Genomic DNA, 15,723 nt, shown 5'->3' with positions numbered 1-15,723 from the left:
CCCGGGCCATGCTCAGCTGCCCCGCCGTGACCGGATGCGGTCGCGGCAAGCAGCTCCGCTGCCCCGAGGGACTGGACGCGCCAGCCCCCCAGGCCAGGCTCGGCTGCCCCGGCACGCGCCGATCGCCTTGGCGGCGCCGGAGAAGGCGCCACCCTCACAAAACCAGGGACGCGACGGAAGCAAGGCGCAGATCAGCGCAGGACCACGCGCCCCCTACTGCCCGCCGGGCACGCAGATCGCCGTCGCCGAGCCGGCGCCCATGCACGAGAAGCCCGCCGCGCAGTCGGTGTTCGCGGCGCACGGGAAGGCGCACTTGCCCACCGCCGTGTTGCACTTGTGCGTGCCGCAGACCATGTCGTTCGTACACGGGAGCGCGAGCGGGCTCGGCTGCGCCGTCGTCGCCGGAGCGGTCGTCCCCGGCTGCTGGTACTGCCCCGGCTGCTGATACCCCGGCTGCTGGTACTGCCCCGGCTGCTGGTACTGCCCAGGCTGCTGGTACTGCCCAGGCTGCTGGTACCCGGGCTGCTGGTACTGCCCCGGCTGCTGGTACCCAGGCTGCTGGTTGTAGGCGTTGTACTGCTGGCTCGAGGGATCCTCGGCCTCGCTGCCCCGGCACGCGGAGGACAGGAGCCCGAGGCCTCCGAGAGCAAGGACGACCGCCGCGGCCGAGCGCACGCTGGTGAACCACATGGATCGCTTCATCAAGGTCTCCCGCAGATGCGGGGCTTTCCCCGCGTGAGCAGCGGGCCGGTGCCGACCCGCCGCTGAGATCTGAGCCCCGGCCCCCGGAGGAGCAACCGCAGGCCCTTCGCCGGCGAGCGCCGCGTCGCGGGCCCGCTGGAGGCGAGCGTACCCCCGGTCGGCGGCCACGCGCCCGCCAAAATGACGGCGCCACCGTGCGCTCACCGCGGCGCAGCGTCCTTGCAGCAACGAAACCCCTGCTCGTAGCCGTAATCCTCTTCCTTGTGGAACCCCACCGTCGGGCGGCATCGGCCGCGCATCGGGCCCCACCAGCCGCCCTTGAGCCCGCTCCGATCCGGGGACTTGCGGCCCGGCCGCACGACCCACTCGTTGATGTTGCCGTTGAGGTCGTAGACGCCGAACGGCGACACGCACGCCGGCATCGAGCCGGCCGGAACGCGCTGATCGAGCCGCTCGAGCTCCGCCTTGCACTTGGGGTGCCGCATGCACCGCTCGTAGCGGTAGAGCGTCAGCTCGCGCTGGCAGAACGGCCGGTCGATGTTGCACTTCGTCGCGTCCCGCACGAACCCGTACGTGTACGGGAGCATCTCCTCGCCCTCGCAGGCGAAGTTGAACTCGTCCTCGGTGCAGAGGCGCTTGCCGACGCCCTCGCACGCCTTGACGGCCTCGCGCCACGAGACGAGCAGCGCAGGGAGCTCGCCCTTCCTGTTGGGCCACTCGTACCGGTCGACGCAGTAACGCATCGGCGCGCGCTTCTTCGAGAGGCACGCGGTCGGCTGCTTGTACTCGAGGCAGCGCTCGCTGACGCTGGTCGAGCCCTCCACGCCGCCGTACGGGCTCTCCCGCCGCGCCTGGTCCTTCTCGTACTCCTTGTGGTGCTTCAGGCAGATCTGCTCGACCAGGGGGCAGTAGTCGCCGTCGACGAGGACCATGTCGTCCGGACACCCCGCGGAGCTGCCGGGCAGCCCGGCGTCCGACACGCCGCCGTCGGGCGACGGCGACGCGGTCGCGCCGTCGAGGGCCGCGGCGGTGTCGGGCAGCGCCGCGGCGTCGGGCAGCCCCGCGGCGTCCGGCGGCTCCGCCGCGGCGCCGTCGGGTGGCGCTGGCTCGGCGTCCGCCGCTCCGCCGGCGCTCGCGGGCGCAGCGGGGGCCGCGGCGTCCGTCGCGGCGGGCTCGCGGCGATCGCAGCCGAGGAGCGCCGCCGCGAGGCCGCACAGCAAGACGAGGCCCCCCGCGCAGCGCCGGCAGAGGGCCCTGCGCCGCCGGCGCGGAGCGGCCGGCGGCGCGATGCGGCGGCGGCGCCGGCTCATCGGCCGGGGGCGGGGATGACCTTGAGCGGCACCCGGGTGCCGCCGCGCTCCACCTCGATCACGACCTCGCGGCCCGGCTCGAGCTCGCCGAGCGCGAACATGAAGTCGTGGATGTTGGTGATCGCGTGGGCGCCGATGCGCACGATCACGTCCCCCGCCTGCATCCCGGCGCGCGTGGCCGGCGCGTCGGGCCGCACGCCCGTGAGCTTCACGCCAGGCCCCTGGTACGCGTAGTCCGGCATCGTGCCGAGCGACGCGCGGAAGCCGCGGCGCATGCTGCGGTGAGGGTCGGCCGGCGGGTCGGTGAACGCCATCCGCGCGTCGCGCTGCGCGAGGGCGAGCGCCATCCGCGCCGCGAGCACCGCGCAGCGCGAGACGCCCGCGGCGTCGATCTTGTCCGCCGTGTCGCTCGGCCGGTGGTAGTCCTCGTGGACGCCCGTGAACAGGAAGGCGACCGGGACGCGCGACGCGGTGAACGACGTGTGATCGCTCGCGCCGAACCCCTCGACGCCGAACTGGAGCGCGAGGCCGAGCCCGCGGGCGGCGTCGTCCACGATCGGCTTCCAGTCGGGCGAGGTGCCGAGGCCGTCGACGAGGAGCTTGTCCTCCCGCATCCGGCCGACCATGTCCGCGTTGATCATCGCCACGACGGACTTCGTTCCCGCGAGCGGCGCCGGCGGGTGATCGACGAAGTGGCGCGAGCCGAGGGTGCCGAGCTCCTCGGCGCCGAACGCGATGAACAGCAGGTTGCGGTCCGGCCGCGCGGGGAGCGAGGCGAACCGCCGCGCGACCTCCAGGAGCATCGCGGTCCCGGAGGCGTTGTCGTCGGCGCCCGGGTGCACCGCGTGCACGCCGGGCGCGCGCGAGTACGAGTTGCCGCCGTGGCCGAGGTGATCGAAGTGCGCCCCGACGACGACGTACTCGCCGGCGTGCGGGGAGCCGTCCCGCGCCGGGAGCAGGCCGATCACGTTGGACGCCGGCGCCATCCGCGGGGTGACCTTGGTCGTGATCTCGACGGTGACGCCGTCGAGCGGCTTCGGCCCAGGGGCCTTCGCCGGGGCCTGCTTCGCGGCCGCGGGCTTCGCGGCGGCCTGCTTCGCGGCCTCGGGCTTCGCGGGCGGCGGAAGCCCCGCCGTCGGGAACAGCGCCCGGGCCGCGGAGCGCGTGATCACCACCGCCGGGATGCCCATGCTCGCCGCGTCGTCCGACACGCGCGGGAGCTCGTCGCCCGCCGCGACGAGGATCACGCCGGCGGCCTTGTGCTCGCGGGCGGTGCGGAGCTTGTAGCGGACGCTGCCGAAGTCGCGGAGCGCGTCGGCCGGCCGCGGCGACGGCGCGTGATGCGGATCCGCGTGCGCCGCGCCGTGCGGGTCCGCGTGAGCCGCGCCGCCGTGCGGGCCGGCCTGCGCCGCGCCGCCGTGCGGGCCGGCCTGCGCCGCGCCGCCGTGCGGGTCTGCCGCCGCGCCGCCGTGCGGGCCGGCCGCCACGCCGCCATGCGGGTCTGCCTTCGCCGCGCCGCCATGCGGCTCTGCCTTCGCCGCGCCGCCATGCGGCTCTGCCTTCGCCGCGCCGCCATGCGGCTCTGCCTTCGCCCCCGCCTGCGGCGCCGCCTCCGCGCCGCCGCCCAGCGTGGGCACGCCGTCGAGCACGACCGCGATCTTCCCCTCGATGTCGCGGCCGCCGTAGTCGTCCCAGGAGAGCGCCGCCGCGGTCACGCCGTGGCCCACGAGCACCGCGGCCCCCGAGGCCGCGCCGCTCGCGCTCCCGTCGGCCGTGACCAGCTTGCCGGCCTCGACGCTCTGCTTCCGGCCCGCGCGCTGCACCGCGAGCGCCGCCGGCGCCACGTCGGCGCCGACCCGCGCCTCGAACGCCTGCCGGTACGCCTTCGCGTCGCCCCCCTGCCCGCCCAGCGGCGCGAGCTTGAGCTCGGCGAAGCGGCGCGCGATGAAGTCGGCCGCGAGCTCGGCGCCGGGCTCGCCGGTGGCGCGCCCCGCGAGCTCGGGCGACGCGAGGTACGCGACGTCCGCCTTGATCCGCGCCTCCGCGGCGGGGTCGAGACCGATCGAGGCCGGCGCGGCGGGCGCCGCGGCGGCGGCCGGCGCCGAGGCCGGCGGCGCGGCCGCCTCGCGGGGCGGCGCGGCCGGAGGCGCGCAGGCCCCGAGCGCGGCGAGCAGCCCCGCGACGAGGCCCGGGCGGAGCCCCGCCGCGCGGGGCGCGCGCCCCCCGGCGCGCCCGGCGGTCACCACGGCGCGGCCTTCTGCGCCGCGCGGACCAGCTCGAGCGCGCGGCGCCCGATGTACTCCTCCACGTCGGCGGGCGCGATGTGCCTGTCCTTCGCGAAGTCGAACTCGCGCGGCTTGCCGTCGCCGAAGGTCACCCGGACGATCGCCGACTCCCGCAGGAGCTCCAGCGCCAGGCTGAACTCGCCGAGCGCGAGCCGGTGCTTGTCCTGCTCCTGCGAGAGCACGACCGGCTGCCCCTTGTCCTGCAGCCTCTCGTGCGCGAACTTCAGCGATTCGGCCCCCTGCGACACGGCCGACTCCGCGGCCGCGAGCGCCTCGGCGACCCGCTTCTTGTGCCGCGCGAGCTCTTCCGACTCGCGCTCCGCCTTCGATTTCACGGCCTCGTTGAGCTCATCACGCCAGGTAGCCACAGTGCACCTCGGCGCGAACACTCTTCCGAAACGCGCGCTTTGTCCAGCCCGACACGCGCCCGCCGCCCGTCGCCAGGGCCCCCCCGACGCGCCGGCGCGGGCTCGTCCGCGCAGCCTCGACAAAAACAGGAAGCCCGGGATCCCCGGGGGAGGACGGCCTCCCTCGAGAGCTCCCGGGCCCCTCGCCCGATCGCGCAGGCGCGCGCCGCTACTGCACGTCGGCGCCCCCGCCCTTGGCCGGGGCGAGCGCGCTCAGGTCCTCGGCCACGGTGGCCTTCGGGTTCATGAGCTCGTGGAACGCGCGCTTCGCGAGCGCGCCGGTGTCGCCCGGCTCGTGCCGCAGGGCCATGAGCGCGCCCTTCTCCTTCATGAACTTGAGCGTGTCGATCGCGCCCTTCTTCTGCTCGCCGTCGCCGCTCTTGGCCGCCTGGTAGAGCCGGTAGCGCAGGACGACGCGCGTCTCGGAGTGCGGGCCGTTGTCGTACTTCAGGTTGTCGAACTGGGCCTGGAGCCGCTGCCGCGCCCACTCCTGCGGCGCGTCCGCGACCTTCACCCGCGTGACCGCCTCGGCGTTCGCGACGTACCGGTAGAGGTTGCCGCGCTTGAAGTCCTCGTCCGACCAGTAGCCGAACGCGCGGTAGTAGTGGTCCTTGAGGTCGTCGAGCGCGCCCTTGTCGAAGTCGGCGTACATCGCGACCGTCCGCGCCGCGGTGTCGCTCGTGCCGCCGAGGATGAGCGCGAGCGCCGCCGCGTTCCGGACCTCGACGTCCTTGAGCTTCTCGAAGAGCTGGTTCTGCGCCGCCTCGTCGAAGCCGCCGATGCCGATGGCGCGCGCGACGGCCATGCGCACCCCGGGCTCGACGTCGGCCGTGAGCAGCGGGACGAGCTCGCCGGCGGCGCTGGGCACCGGCCGGAGCGCGAGCGCGGACGCGTAACAGGCGCCGATGAGCTGCTTGCGCGGCTCCTTCTTGCTCGCGAAATCCTTCGCCTTCTTCGCCACCTCGACCATCGTCTTGTCGTCGGCGCACCAGGCGAGCGCCTCGCACGCGGCCTGGCGGGCCTCCTCGTGCCACGTCTCGTCCTCGATGAGCTTCGTCAGCGGCTCCACCGCGCGCGGGTCGCCCCACTCGGCGAGCCCCTGCGCCGCGCCGTAGGCGACCGCGCGGAGCGCCATGCCCATCATCGCGAGCCCCGCGCCCTGGAGCCCGTCCTGGGTGATGTCCATCTTCGGGTCCTTCTTCCGCTTGAACTGCTCGAGCAGCCGCGGGAAGGAGGGCTCGTCCTTCATGCGCCCGATGTACCGGAGCGCGCTCTGCGCGGTCTCGAACGCCGCCGGGAACGGCGGCTGCTGCCCCTCCTTCGGGAGCGGGTCCGTCGGGAAGGCCCAGTCGCGCATGTCCTTCAGGATCTTCTCGGAGCGGATCGTGGCGAGGAAGCGCAGGCCGTTCGCGTGCGGCTGCGGGCGATCCTTGAGCCACAGGATGACCGGCGACTCGGCCGCGGCCTTGAGCTCGGCGGCCTTGTCCGCGTGGATCGTGGCGAGGTCGGCGAGCATGCGGGCGCCGACGACGCGCGGCAGGTCGGTGCGCGACAGGTGCCCGCCCTCGTCCGCCTCCCAGAACTTCTCGAGCTTGTAGAGCTTGAGCGGGTCGGCCAGCATCCGCTCGCCGATGTACTTGGCGCCGCGGATGTCGCCGACCTCGGCGAGCCGCGTCCCCGCCTCGCCCTGCCAGTGCAGCGGCGGCTTCTTCGCCTCGATCCACTTCACGAGCGGGTCGGCCGCGCGCGGATCGGCGAGCTCGCGCAGCATCTCCATGATCTGCTTCGTCTGGAACCAGGTCGTCTCCTCGGGGTCCGACTTCACGCTGTCGAGGGCGAGGACGAGCCCCTCGCCGCCGATGCCGTCGCGCAGCGCCTCGAGGAAGCGCTGGCGGCTGTCCTTGTCGGCGTTCGAGAGCGCCTCGAGGAGCGGGGCGCGCGCCGTCTCGTCGCCGATGCGCCCGAGGCCGTTCGCGGCCTCGCGCGCGACCTCGACGTCCTTGTCCTTCACGAGCGTGATCAGCGCGCTCGTCCACTTGGGCTCGGCGTTGCGCGACAGGACCGTCGCGACGAGCTGCCGCACCGACGCGCTCTCGTCGGTCGCGAGCTTCGCGAGCTCGTCGAGCGACACGAGGCCGGCGAGCTTCTCGGGATCGAAGGCGATGCCGCCGCCGAGCCGCTCGACCTTCGAGAGGAACCCCTTGCGGTACTGGTCCATCGCGTCCTTGAACGCGGCCGGCTCCTTGAGCTCGACGAGGGCCCAGACGATCTGGGGCCGGTCGCTCTCGTCCGCGACCTTGAGCGCCTCGAGCAGCGCGGGCTTGGCGCCGTCGGCCTTGGGCGAGCCGTAGTAGGCGAGCACCTGCGCGGCGACGCCCTTCACGCGGTGGTCCTGGAGCGAGAGCGCGGTCGTCGCGTGCGTGACGCCCTCGGGGTCGCCGGCCCACGCGAGCTGCATGAGCGCCTCCTGCTGGAGCGACGGCTCGGCGTTCGAGGCGGCCCACTTCCGCCAGAGGGGCAGCTGGTCCTTCTTCGGCAGGACGAAGATGTTCTTCTTCTCCTTCGAGATGGCGTCGACCGTCATCTTCTGGCTGTCCTGCTTGACGCCGAACCAGATGGCGCCGGCGGCGCCGAGCGCGAGGAGGAGGCCGACCACGATCGACACCGGGCTGAACCGGCCGCGCTTGAAGTTGCCGTCGTCCGCGAAGCCGCCGCCGGCGGGCGCCGGCGGGGCTCCGGGCAGGTCGTTGTCATCGGGGGGCCACTTGGCCGCCCGCTTGGCCGGGGGGAGCCCGGGCGGCGGGCGCCGCCCGCGGGGCCCCGCGGGATTTTCTCGTGAAAGATTCGGACGATCCAGCATGGTTCCTCCAGCGCGCGGGCGACGACGTGACCCGGACGGCGGTGGCAGCGCGCGGCGAACCGCGCTGCGCCCCCGACCCCCACCGGCGGCGGCGGCGGCGTCGCGCGGCGAGCCGCGCTGCGCCCCCGACCCCGGGCCAGGCGGCGCAGCGCCTGGCCGGTCGAGGCGCCGGACCGTACCAGAGCCGCTCGGACGTAGGCCCAAAGATTTGCTATGAAGCCCAGGGCCCCGTATGGCCGAACCCGAGTCCAATTCCGGTAAGATTCTCTACCCTGCAGTCGCGGTGCTCATCGCCCTGAGCGCGCTCTTCGGCCTTGCGATCCTGCCGCGGCTCGCGCCTGGGGTCGGGGGCATGGTCGGCGCGGTGGCCCCCGACGTGACGCTGCCGGTCGCGGCCAACGGCGAGCCCGGCGCGCGCATGCAGCTCGCCGAGCTCAAGGGCCAGCCGGTGATCCTCGACTTCTGGGCCACCTGGTGCGGCCCCTGCGCGGTCCAGGCGCCGATCCTCGACCGGATCGCGCGCCGGTACGAGAAGAAGGGGCTCGTGGTGCTCGGCGTCAACGTGGACGATCCGCCCCACGTGGCCAGCCAATACGCCCTCAAGAAGGGCCTCTCGTACCCGATCCTCATCGACGACGCCAAGGAGGCGTCGGTCCGGTACGGGGTGGACAAACTGCCGAGCCTCGTGGTGATCGACCGGCAGGGGAACGTCGCCGCCTACCTGACCGGCATCGTCGACGAGGCGAGCCTCTCCGAGATCGTCGCGGCGACCCTCTGACCTCGCTCCACGTGTCACGGCCCTCCCGACCCTCGCGCGTCGCGCTCGCGGCGCTCACCGCGGCCGCGGCCGCCTGCTCCCGCGGCGAGCCCGATCGCGGCCCCGGCGACGCCGCCGCGCCGGCGGCCAGCCCCGCGGCGCCCGCGGCCTCCGGCCCGGGGGACGCGGCCCCGCCGGCGGCTGGGTCTGCCGGCGCGCCGCCGCCGGCCGGGGGCGAGGCGCCGCCGGCGGCCGACGCGCCGCCGCCGGCCGGGGATCCGATGGCGATCCACTACGAGGCGCGCGAGGACCTGGTGCGGCTCTTCTCGCTGAAGGAGCTCACGCCGCGGGAGCGCAAGTTCAGGAACCCCGAGCTCTTCCTGGAGAAGAACTTCGGCGGCGGCGGGCCGTCGCGCATCAACCAGGGCAACAGGGCGCTCGCGCGGCACACGCGCTCGAAGGAGCAGTGCCTCGAGGGGCTGCGCGGCGTGGTCCTCCAGACGGAGGAGCAGCGCGCCCGCTGCGGCGGCCACGAGAACATGGTGCCCGTCTTCAAGACCGTGCGGGGGAAGGCGAGGCCGGCCGAGTTCTGCATCGACATCTTCGAGTTCCCCAACAAGCCGTGCGAGCTGCCGATGGTGTGGGCGGGCCCGACGCAGGCGGCGTCGGTGTGCAGCCTCCAGGGCAAGCGCCTCTGCACCGAGGACGAGTGGAGCCTCGCGTGCCGCGGCGACCCGGAGGGCGGCGCGCCGCGGACGTACGCTTACGGCGACGAGCTCGACCTCGCCGTCTGCCACACGCAGACGCGGCACCGCGACATCGACGGCAAGCCCTGCGACGCCGACACGGCGCGCTCGGCCTACGAGACGTGCGCGACCGACACCGAGCCGGCGGGCGCCTACCCCGCGTGCCGCTCGCGGTTCGGGGTCTTCGATCAGCACGGCAACGTGGCCGAGATCATGACCCGCCGCGACCGGGACGACGGCAAGCTGTACAGCCAGCTCAAGGGGAGCGCCTGGTTCTACGTCGAGGTCGCCCGCGCGCACGACGCCCCCCGGCCGAAGGGGCAGGAGACGTATCCCGATCACTGCTCCTTCAGCCCGCGCTGGCACGTGGAGCCGATGGAGAACGCCTGGCACGTGAATTACCACCTCGGGTTCAGGTGCTGTAAGACGGTCCGCTGAGGCGCCCGGGCGCCGCGGCTGGATCGCGCCCGCGCCGAGGGGTAGCCTTGCCCCTCGATGCAAGCGCTGGCTCAGCGCGCGCGGATCGCGCGCGGCACGTCCGGTGAGAGCCGCTGGGAGATGGCGACCCGGCCCCCGGCGCCGCGCCTCCGCCCCTACCTCCGCGACTACTGCGGTTACACGGAGGAGGCGCCTGGGCCGCTGCGGCGGGCCGAGTTCCCGATGCCGCAGGTGGTCGTCATCATCGAGTTCGGGCCGCCGCTTCGCGTGTTCGACGCCGGGAGCGATCGCCGCCACGCGTCGTACCCGGGCGGCTTCGTCGCGGGGCTCGACGACAGCTTCACGGTCACCGAGCACGACGGCCTCCAGCGCGGGATCCAGGTGAACCTCACCCCCATCGGGGCGCGGCTCCTCTTCGGCGTGCCGATGGCGGAGCTCACCGGGCGCGTGATCTCCGCGCGCGATCTCCTGCCGAGGAAGCACGCCCACCTGGCCGAGCGCCTCGAGGAGCTCCCCACCTGGGACGCGCGCTTCGACCTGATCGAGCGCGCGCTCGGCGAGCGCGTCGACGAGGCGCGGCACGCGCTCGGCGTGGTGCCGTGGGCGCTCCGGCGGATCGAGGAGCGCGGGGGCGCGGTCGACATGCGGGCGCTCGCGCGCGAGCTCGGCTACAGCCAGAAGCACGTGATCGACCTGTTCCGCGAGCACGTCGGCGTCCCCCCCAAGCTCCTCGCCCGCCTGGTGCGCTTCGAGCGCCTGGTGCAGCACCTCAAGGCGGGCGCCTCCGGGACCTGGGCCGAGCTCGCGCAGCGGTTCGGCTACTACGACCAGGCGCACCTCGCGCGGGACGTGAAGCAGTTCACCGGGACGACCCCGACCCGGGCGCGCGCCACGCTGATCGACCTCGCCGGCATGAGCCCCTGATCCCTCGCCGCCCACGCCGTGTCGCTAGGGCCTGCGCGGCGGCCGCGGCTCCGGCTCGCCGACGGTCACGGTCCTCGGCGGAGGGATCCGCGGTCGCGCCGTCGGTCCCGCGTCTGCCGGCCCCGCGTCCGCCGCCGCCGCGCCTGCCGGCTGACCTGCCGTGGTGAATCGCGCGATGAAGTGCGCGATCGCCGCGACCGGGCCGAGCGCGAGGATGGCAATCAGCGCGCGAGCCGCCGTCGAGGCCCTGGAGCTGCCTCGCTGTCGTGCGGGCGGGTCGCTGCCTTTCCCAGCTGCGGGCAGGGTCGCAGCGCCGGGGGACGTGTCGAGTGTCCTCTCCGTGCGTGCCGCGTGAGCCGGCTCGCTCGTGTCCATGAGGGTCGGCGCAGCGCTCCTGTGCGCGCAGTCGGCGATGGCGGCCCGGATCGCGAGCGTCACGGAGGTCCACGCCTCGCTCTCGCGCTTCCACGACATCACGGGGACGCGGTTGGGGGGCAGCGGCGCCAGGGCGGAGAACGGCGTACCCTCCCAGTCGCACGCGTCGAGGAGGATGGGGATGACCCGCGCCCGCCCGGCGTTGTGGCGCCCGAGCGCCCGTTCCATCTCTCGCCACTGCGCGTCGGCGGCGAGATAATCAACGCTGACGAGAAGGACGATGAGGTGAGCCGCGTCGAGGCGAGCCGCGAGCTCGGCCTCCCGATCGCTGCCGACCCCGACGCGCCCGGTATGCCAGGTGCGGACTTTCCCTTCGCGCTTCAGGGCCGACAGGTGCTTTCTGAGCACGTCCTTCTGCTTCTCGTTCGCGGCTGCATGCGAGATGAAGACGTCGATCGGTAGAGGCGCAGGAAACACGAGGATAGCGTATCAGGAAGGAGCCAGGCGGACGAGCGGAGCGGCCTTGTTCAGATTATTTCATTACCATCCAGATCCTGGCGAGTCTGTACATCGAGGAACGCCGCCGCCGAGGTGCAGGGCTTACCGGCCGGGATCCGTCCTGCGCACGCATATCCATGGCTTCGGAGATGTGCGATCCGTCGTCACCCCCCGAGCTCCCGGCGACGGCGGTGGCTCGCGACGGTTCGGCACGGCAAATTCGCGGTCGGCGACCCGGCAGGGGGCAAGGTAAAATCTTTACAATACCCCCGGCGTCGCGCTCCCCAAGGTAGGCCCCGAAGGAGCGAACACCATGTCGACCGGGTCTCCCACGAATCTGCCCCCTGCCGTCCGCCTCAACCAGATGATCATGAGCCTCTGGGTGCCGCAGGTCGTCCACGCGGCCGCGGAGCTCGGCGTCGCCGACATCCTCGCCGACGGGCCGCTCCCGAGCGGCGCGGTCGCGGCGCGGCTCGGCACGCACCCCGACGCGACGGAGCGCCTGCTCCGGGCCCTCGTCACGCTCGAGCTGCTCGCCCCCCGCGGGGACCGCTTCGAGCTCACCGAGATGGGGCGATGCCTCGAGACGAGCTCCCCGAGCTCGCGGCGCGCGTGGTCCCGGCTCATGGGCGGGGCGGGCGTGTGGACGGCCTGGGGCCGCTTGACCGACTGCGTCCGCACCGGCCGGATGGCGTGGGGCGACGGAGGCGCGGCGGCGCCGTCCGGGACCGAGCACTTCGACGAGATGGGGCGCGACCCGGCCGCCGCCGCGATCTTCCACCAGGCGATGGTGGAGCTCACCCGCGGGGTCGCGCCCGGCATCGTCGGGGCCGCGGATCTGCGCGGCGCGCGCCGGGTGGTCGACGTGGGCGGCGGCTACGGCGCGCTGCTCTGCGCGATCCTGGAGGCCCACCCCGGCGTGGAGGGGGTCGTCTTCGATCTCGAGCACGCGCGCGAGGGAGCGCTCCAGCTGTTCGCGTCGCGCGGCGTCGCCGCCCGCGCCTCCTTCGTCGCGGGGAGCTGCTTCGACGCGGCGCCGCCGGCCGCCGACGTCTACGTGCTCAAGAGCGTGATCCACGACTGGGACGACGCCCGGAGCCTGACGATCCTGGGCAAGTGCCGCGAGGCGATGGACGGCGCGGCGCGCCTGCTCGTCGTGGAGCCGCCCGCCCCCGCCCAGCGCGGGAACGCGGCGCTCGAGTGGGTCCTCACGTTCAGCGACATCAACATGCTCGTGAACACGGGCGGGCGCGAGCGCACCGAGGCCGAGTACCGCGCGCTGCTCGAGGCCGCCGGGCTCTCCGTGAAGGGCGTGCGCGAGACGCCGAGCTTCTACCGGATCTTCGAGGCGGCGCGGGTCTGAGATACCTTCACGAGCGCGACCCATCCCCCCTTGCCGAGGTGCATCGCCGTGGTCTCTTCCGACGAACTTCGAACGCTCGCCCTGTCGCTGCCCGAGGCCGAGGTGCAGGACCACTTCGGCAAGCCGTCGTTCCGCGTGCGGGGGAAGATCTTCGCGACCCACTGGGTGGCGCAGGAGCAGGCGGTCCTGAAGCTGTCGCTGGAGGAGCAGGACAGCCTGGTGCGGGCGCAGCCCGACGTCTTCTCGGTGACGCCGTGGGGACACCAGGGCTGGACGCGGGTGGAGCTCCGTCGCGTCGACCCGGCGCTCCTGGAGGAGCTGCTCGTGGGGGCCTTTCGCCGCGTGGCGCCGAAGCGCGTGGCCGCGCAGCGGGACGCGGGGCGCAGCGTGGAACCGGCGGCGCCGCGGGGGGCTCCCTCACGCCCGCGGAGACGCGCGCGCGCGACGTGACGGACGCCGGGACGCGCGGCGCGGCGCGGAGACGGACAGCGCCTCGGCCGCGCGCGGCGGTGCCGGCGACGGAGGGCGCTGTCTTTTTTTTCCGACGGGGAAGGAAAATTCGATCGGGGTCGTAGTATGTTCACGCGCCGCGCGCCTGCCGGGTCGACGATTCAGCCCGTTCGCTTCCTTCGACGGAGCCGTCCTCCAGCGCCGCGCGGACTCTCAGGCGAACATTCTCGATGATGGAGCGCTCGATGACACGGATGAAGGTTCTTGGGATGCTGATGGTGGGGCTCGCGCTCGTTGCGTGCGGCGATGATGGCGAGGAGGGCACGTCGGGCCCCGGCGGCACCAGCAGCACCAGCGGCACCGGCGGCGACGGCGGCAACGGCGGCACGGACGGCACCGGCGGCAACGGCGGCACGGACGGCACCGGCGGCAACGGCGGCGAGACCGGGGGCGACCTCGACGACAAGCAGCTCGGCGACCTGACGGACGAGGAAGCGCAGGCGGTGTGCGACGCGGTCGCCGCGTCGGCCGCGGACGTCACGAAGGAGGACGCGTGCGAGCTCGTCGGCCTGATCGCCGCCGCCACGCCCGACTCCGGCCTCGACTGCGAGGCCGCCAAGGAACAGTGCATCGCCGAGCCCGACGAGCCTGCGGAAGAGGAGTTGTGCACCGCGGAGGACTTCGCGGGGTGCGCCGCCACGGTCGCCGAGTTCAAGGCCTGCACGGACAGCCAGTTCGAGATGATCAAGGCGCTCACGTGCGAGTCGGACCTCGAGTCCTTCAAGCTGCCTCCGGAGTGCGAGGCCGTCGACGAGAAGTGTCCGGAGCTGTTCGGCTCGGATACCGGCGGCGAGGAGCCCTGAGGCTCCCCGCTCGCTCGCTACCGGTCGATCTCGGGCGCCACGACGTCGAAGCTGGCGATGAGCGCCACGAGATCGGCCAAGAATAGCCCCGGGCTCTTGGCCTCGATCATCGCCATGGCGGTGAAGCTCCCGGTCCGGAACCGCGCCCGGTACGCCTCCTCCGCGCCCCGCCCGATCACGTAACACCCCATGTCGCCGCGGGCGCTCTCGATGCGCGCGTAGGCCTCGCCGTCGGGCCTCATCTTCTTGGGCAGCTTGCCCAGGATGTCGTCCTCCGGGTGCTCGTCGATCTTGTCGAGCGCCTGGCGGAGGATCTTCGCCGACTCGCGGCACTCCTCGACCCGCACGTAGAACCGGTCCCAGCAGTCCCCCACCGTCCCGTAGCGCCCGCGGCCCACCGGCACGTCGAACTCGAGCTCCGGGTACACCGAGTAGCCGTCTTCCTTGCGGAGATCCCATCGCACGCCGGACGCGCGCAGGTTGGGGCCGACGAGCCCCCAGTCCTTCGCCTCCTCGGCCGTCACCACGGCGACGTTGGCGAGCCGCTTGATGAAGATGTCGTTCAGGCTGATGAGCCGGTCGAACTCGACCATGATCGGCTCGAAGCGGTCGAGCCACCGCCTCACCTTGTCGGCCCACCCCGTCGGCATGTCGAACGAGACGCCGCCGATGCGGTGGTAGTTGAAGGTGAGCCGCGCGCCGCACAGCTCCTCGATGAAATCGTTGACGTGCTCGCGCTCGCGCAGCGCCCACGGGAAGGGGGTGACCGCGCCGACGTCCATGGCCATCGCGCCGAGCGCGATCATGTGGCTGCCGATCCGGTTGAGCTCGCAGGAGATGACGCGCAGGTACTGCGCCCGCTTCGGCACCTCGATGCCCATCAGCTTCTCGCAGGCGCTCGCCCAGGCCTCGTTGGCGAACATCGCGGCGACGTAATCGACGCGGTCGGTATAAGGCATGAAGCCGCTGTAGGTGCAGCGCTCGCCGATCTTCTCGATGCTCCGGTGCAGGTAGCCGACGTCCGGCACCGCCTTGCGGATGATCTCGCCGTCCGTGGAGATGACGAAGCGGAGCACCCCGTGGGTCGACGGGTGGTGAGGCCCCATGTTGAGGGTCATCTCGTCGTCGAGGTCGCTCCCCGGGCCGGCGCCCCCGCGGTCGACGCTGAAGATGACCTGGCTCATGTCGCCTCCGACTCCTTCTTCGGCAGCTTGATCTTGAAGAGCTCGACGGGGTTCGGCCGCTGCGTCGGGATGCCGTGGTACTCGGCCTTCTCCTGCCAGTCCTTGCGGAGCGGGTGCCCCTCCCAGTCGTCGGGCAGGAGAAGGCGCCGGAGGTCCGGGTGCCCCTCGAAGCGCACGCCGAGCAGGTCGAAGCACTCGCGCTCCTGCCAGTTCGCGGCCGACCACACGTCGACGAGCGTCGGCATCGCCGGGGCCTCCCGGTCGAGGAACGCCTTGAGGACGACCCGGTGCTTCTTCGCGTACGAATAGATGTGATAGACGACCACGATCTTCTTGAGATCGGGGTAGTCGACCCCGGTGATGCACTCCAGGTAATCGAAATCGAGCTCCGGCGCCTCGCGCAGGTGCTGGCCCACGGCCTGGATCTTCTCCGGCGCGACCTGGAACCAGGCGTCGCGATCCTTCGCGGACACGGGGTGGAGGTCGAAGACCGCGTCTTCGCCGAGCTTCGCCTGGAGCGCCTGGAAGATCTCTTCGGGTGTCATGGGGTGCGGGAGCGCG

Annotated in this window: 14 protein-coding genes; 6 read left to right on the top strand and 8 right to left on the bottom strand. The window is 73.1% G+C overall.

Annotation, left to right across the window (positions count from 1 at the left end; translation table 11 throughout):
• Positions 1–213: 213 nt before the first annotated feature.
• From WMF26_RS50095 to WMF26_RS50075, 5 genes are all read right to left on the bottom strand, one after another.
• The gene (locus WMF26_RS50095; protein ID WP_437335025.1) at positions 214–702 is read right to left on the bottom strand and encodes a hypothetical protein; all 489 of its coding nucleotides are present in this window, start codon (positions 700–702) and stop codon (positions 214–216) included.
• A gap of 200 nt (positions 703–902) precedes the next feature.
• Positions 903–1,922 carry a formylglycine-generating enzyme family protein gene (locus WMF26_RS50090; protein ID WP_437998479.1) on the bottom strand — a complete coding sequence of 340 codons (1,020 nt, stop codon included), beginning with the start codon at positions 1,920–1,922 and terminating at the stop codon, positions 903–905.
• 86 nt (positions 1,923–2,008) lie between these two features.
• A complete protein-coding gene (locus tag WMF26_RS50085; protein ID WP_437998478.1) occupies positions 2,009–4,258 on the bottom strand; it encodes a M20/M25/M40 family metallo-hydrolase in 2,250 nt (749 codons plus the stop codon).
• Entirely contained in the window at positions 4,252–4,632 is a 381-nt protein-coding gene (locus WMF26_RS50080) for a hypothetical protein (RefSeq protein WP_020742126.1), read from the bottom strand. The genes WMF26_RS50085 and WMF26_RS50080 overlap by 7 nt, the downstream gene beginning before the upstream one ends.
• A 241-nt stretch (positions 4,633–4,873) precedes the next feature.
• Positions 4,874–7,564 carry a HEAT repeat domain-containing protein gene (locus WMF26_RS50075; RefSeq protein WP_437953116.1) on the bottom strand — a complete coding sequence of 897 codons (2,691 nt, stop codon included), beginning with the start codon at positions 7,562–7,564 and terminating at the stop codon, positions 4,874–4,876.
• 232 nt (positions 7,565–7,796) lie between these two features.
• Here WMF26_RS50075 and WMF26_RS50070 point away from each other — a divergent pair, with 232 nt between their 5' ends.
• The 3 genes from WMF26_RS50070 to WMF26_RS50060 are packed head-to-tail and all read left to right on the top strand — an operon-like array spanning position 7,797 to position 10,429.
• Positions 7,797–8,342: a TlpA family protein disulfide reductase gene (locus WMF26_RS50070; RefSeq protein WP_061621161.1), complete on the top strand. Its 546-nt coding sequence runs from the start codon at positions 7,797–7,799 to the stop codon at positions 8,340–8,342.
• Between the two features lie 11 nt (positions 8,343–8,353).
• Positions 8,354–9,505, top strand: a complete 1,152-nt coding sequence (locus WMF26_RS50065) for an SUMF1/EgtB/PvdO family nonheme iron enzyme (RefSeq protein WP_437998477.1) — start codon at positions 8,354–8,356, stop codon at positions 9,503–9,505.
• Positions 9,506–9,562: 57 nt separating this feature from the next.
• Complete coding sequence (locus tag WMF26_RS50060; RefSeq protein WP_437998476.1) at positions 9,563–10,429, top strand: helix-turn-helix domain-containing protein; 867 nt, start codon at positions 9,563–9,565, stop codon at positions 10,427–10,429.
• Positions 10,430–10,453: 24 nt separating this feature from the next.
• Here the strand turns inward: WMF26_RS50060 and WMF26_RS50055 are convergent, their stop codons facing one another.
• Positions 10,454–11,281: a toll/interleukin-1 receptor domain-containing protein gene (locus WMF26_RS50055; protein ID WP_437998475.1), complete on the bottom strand. Its 828-nt coding sequence runs from the start codon at positions 11,279–11,281 to the stop codon at positions 10,454–10,456.
• Positions 11,282–11,615: 334 nt separating this feature from the next.
• Here WMF26_RS50055 and WMF26_RS50050 point away from each other — a divergent pair, with 334 nt between their 5' ends.
• The 3 genes from WMF26_RS50050 (at position 11,616) to WMF26_RS50040 (ending at position 13,978) form a co-directional block, all read left to right on the top strand.
• Entirely contained in the window at positions 11,616–12,665 is a 1,050-nt protein-coding gene (locus tag WMF26_RS50050; RefSeq protein WP_437998474.1) for a methyltransferase, read from the top strand.
• Between the two features lie 48 nt (positions 12,666–12,713).
• Positions 12,714–13,115 carry an MmcQ/YjbR family DNA-binding protein gene (locus WMF26_RS50045; RefSeq protein WP_437998473.1) on the top strand — a complete coding sequence of 134 codons (402 nt, stop codon included), beginning with the start codon at positions 12,714–12,716 and terminating at the stop codon, positions 13,113–13,115.
• 245 nt (positions 13,116–13,360) lie between these two features.
• A complete protein-coding gene (locus WMF26_RS50040) occupies positions 13,361–13,978 on the top strand; it encodes a hypothetical protein (RefSeq protein ID WP_437998472.1) in 618 nt (205 codons plus the stop codon).
• A 17-nt stretch (positions 13,979–13,995) separates the two neighbouring features.
• Here the strand turns inward: WMF26_RS50040 and WMF26_RS50035 are convergent, their stop codons facing one another.
• Complete coding sequence (locus tag WMF26_RS50035; RefSeq protein ID WP_437998471.1) at positions 13,996–15,162, bottom strand: NADH-quinone oxidoreductase subunit D; 1,167 nt, start codon at positions 15,160–15,162, stop codon at positions 13,996–13,998.
• Positions 15,159–15,707, bottom strand: coding sequence for an NADH-quinone oxidoreductase subunit C (locus WMF26_RS50030; protein ID WP_437998470.1), 549 nt, complete (start codon positions 15,705–15,707; stop codon positions 15,159–15,161). Before WMF26_RS50030 ends, WMF26_RS50035 begins: the two co-directional genes overlap by 4 nt.
• Positions 15,708–15,723: the final 16 nt, after the last annotated feature.

It is taken from the genome of Sorangium sp. So ce185 (assembly GCF_051526825.1).
GTDB lineage: Bacteria > Myxococcota_A > Polyangia > Polyangiales > Polyangiaceae > Sorangium > Sorangium cellulosum_D.
The sequence above is the reverse complement of the archived record's forward strand: the minus strand, read 5'-3'. Positions and strand labels throughout refer to the sequence as shown.

Excerpts from the sequence above, each read along its gene's own strand:
- WMF26_RS50095 (WP_437335025.1), bottom strand. The coding sequence starts at position 702 with ATGAAGCGATCCATGTGGTTCACCAGCGTGCGCTCGGCCGCGGCGGTC.
- WMF26_RS50075 (WP_437953116.1), bottom strand. The coding sequence starts at position 7,564 with ATGCTGGATCGTCCGAATCTTTCACGAGAAAATCCCGCGGGGCCCCGC.
- WMF26_RS50070 (WP_061621161.1), top strand. The coding sequence starts at position 7,797 with ATGGCCGAACCCGAGTCCAATTCCGGTAAGATTCTCTACCCTGCAGTC.
- WMF26_RS50060 (WP_437998476.1), top strand. The coding sequence starts at position 9,563 with ATGCAAGCGCTGGCTCAGCGCGCGCGGATCGCGCGCGGCACGTCCGGT.
- WMF26_RS50050 (WP_437998474.1), top strand. The coding sequence starts at position 11,616 with ATGTCGACCGGGTCTCCCACGAATCTGCCCCCTGCCGTCCGCCTCAAC.
- WMF26_RS50040 (WP_437998472.1), top strand. The coding sequence starts at position 13,361 with ATGACACGGATGAAGGTTCTTGGGATGCTGATGGTGGGGCTCGCGCTC.
- WMF26_RS50035 (WP_437998471.1), bottom strand. The coding sequence starts at position 15,162 with ATGAGCCAGGTCATCTTCAGCGTCGACCGCGGGGGCGCCGGCCCGGGG.
- WMF26_RS50030 (WP_437998470.1), bottom strand. The coding sequence starts at position 15,707 with ATGACACCCGAAGAGATCTTCCAGGCGCTCCAGGCGAAGCTCGGCGAA.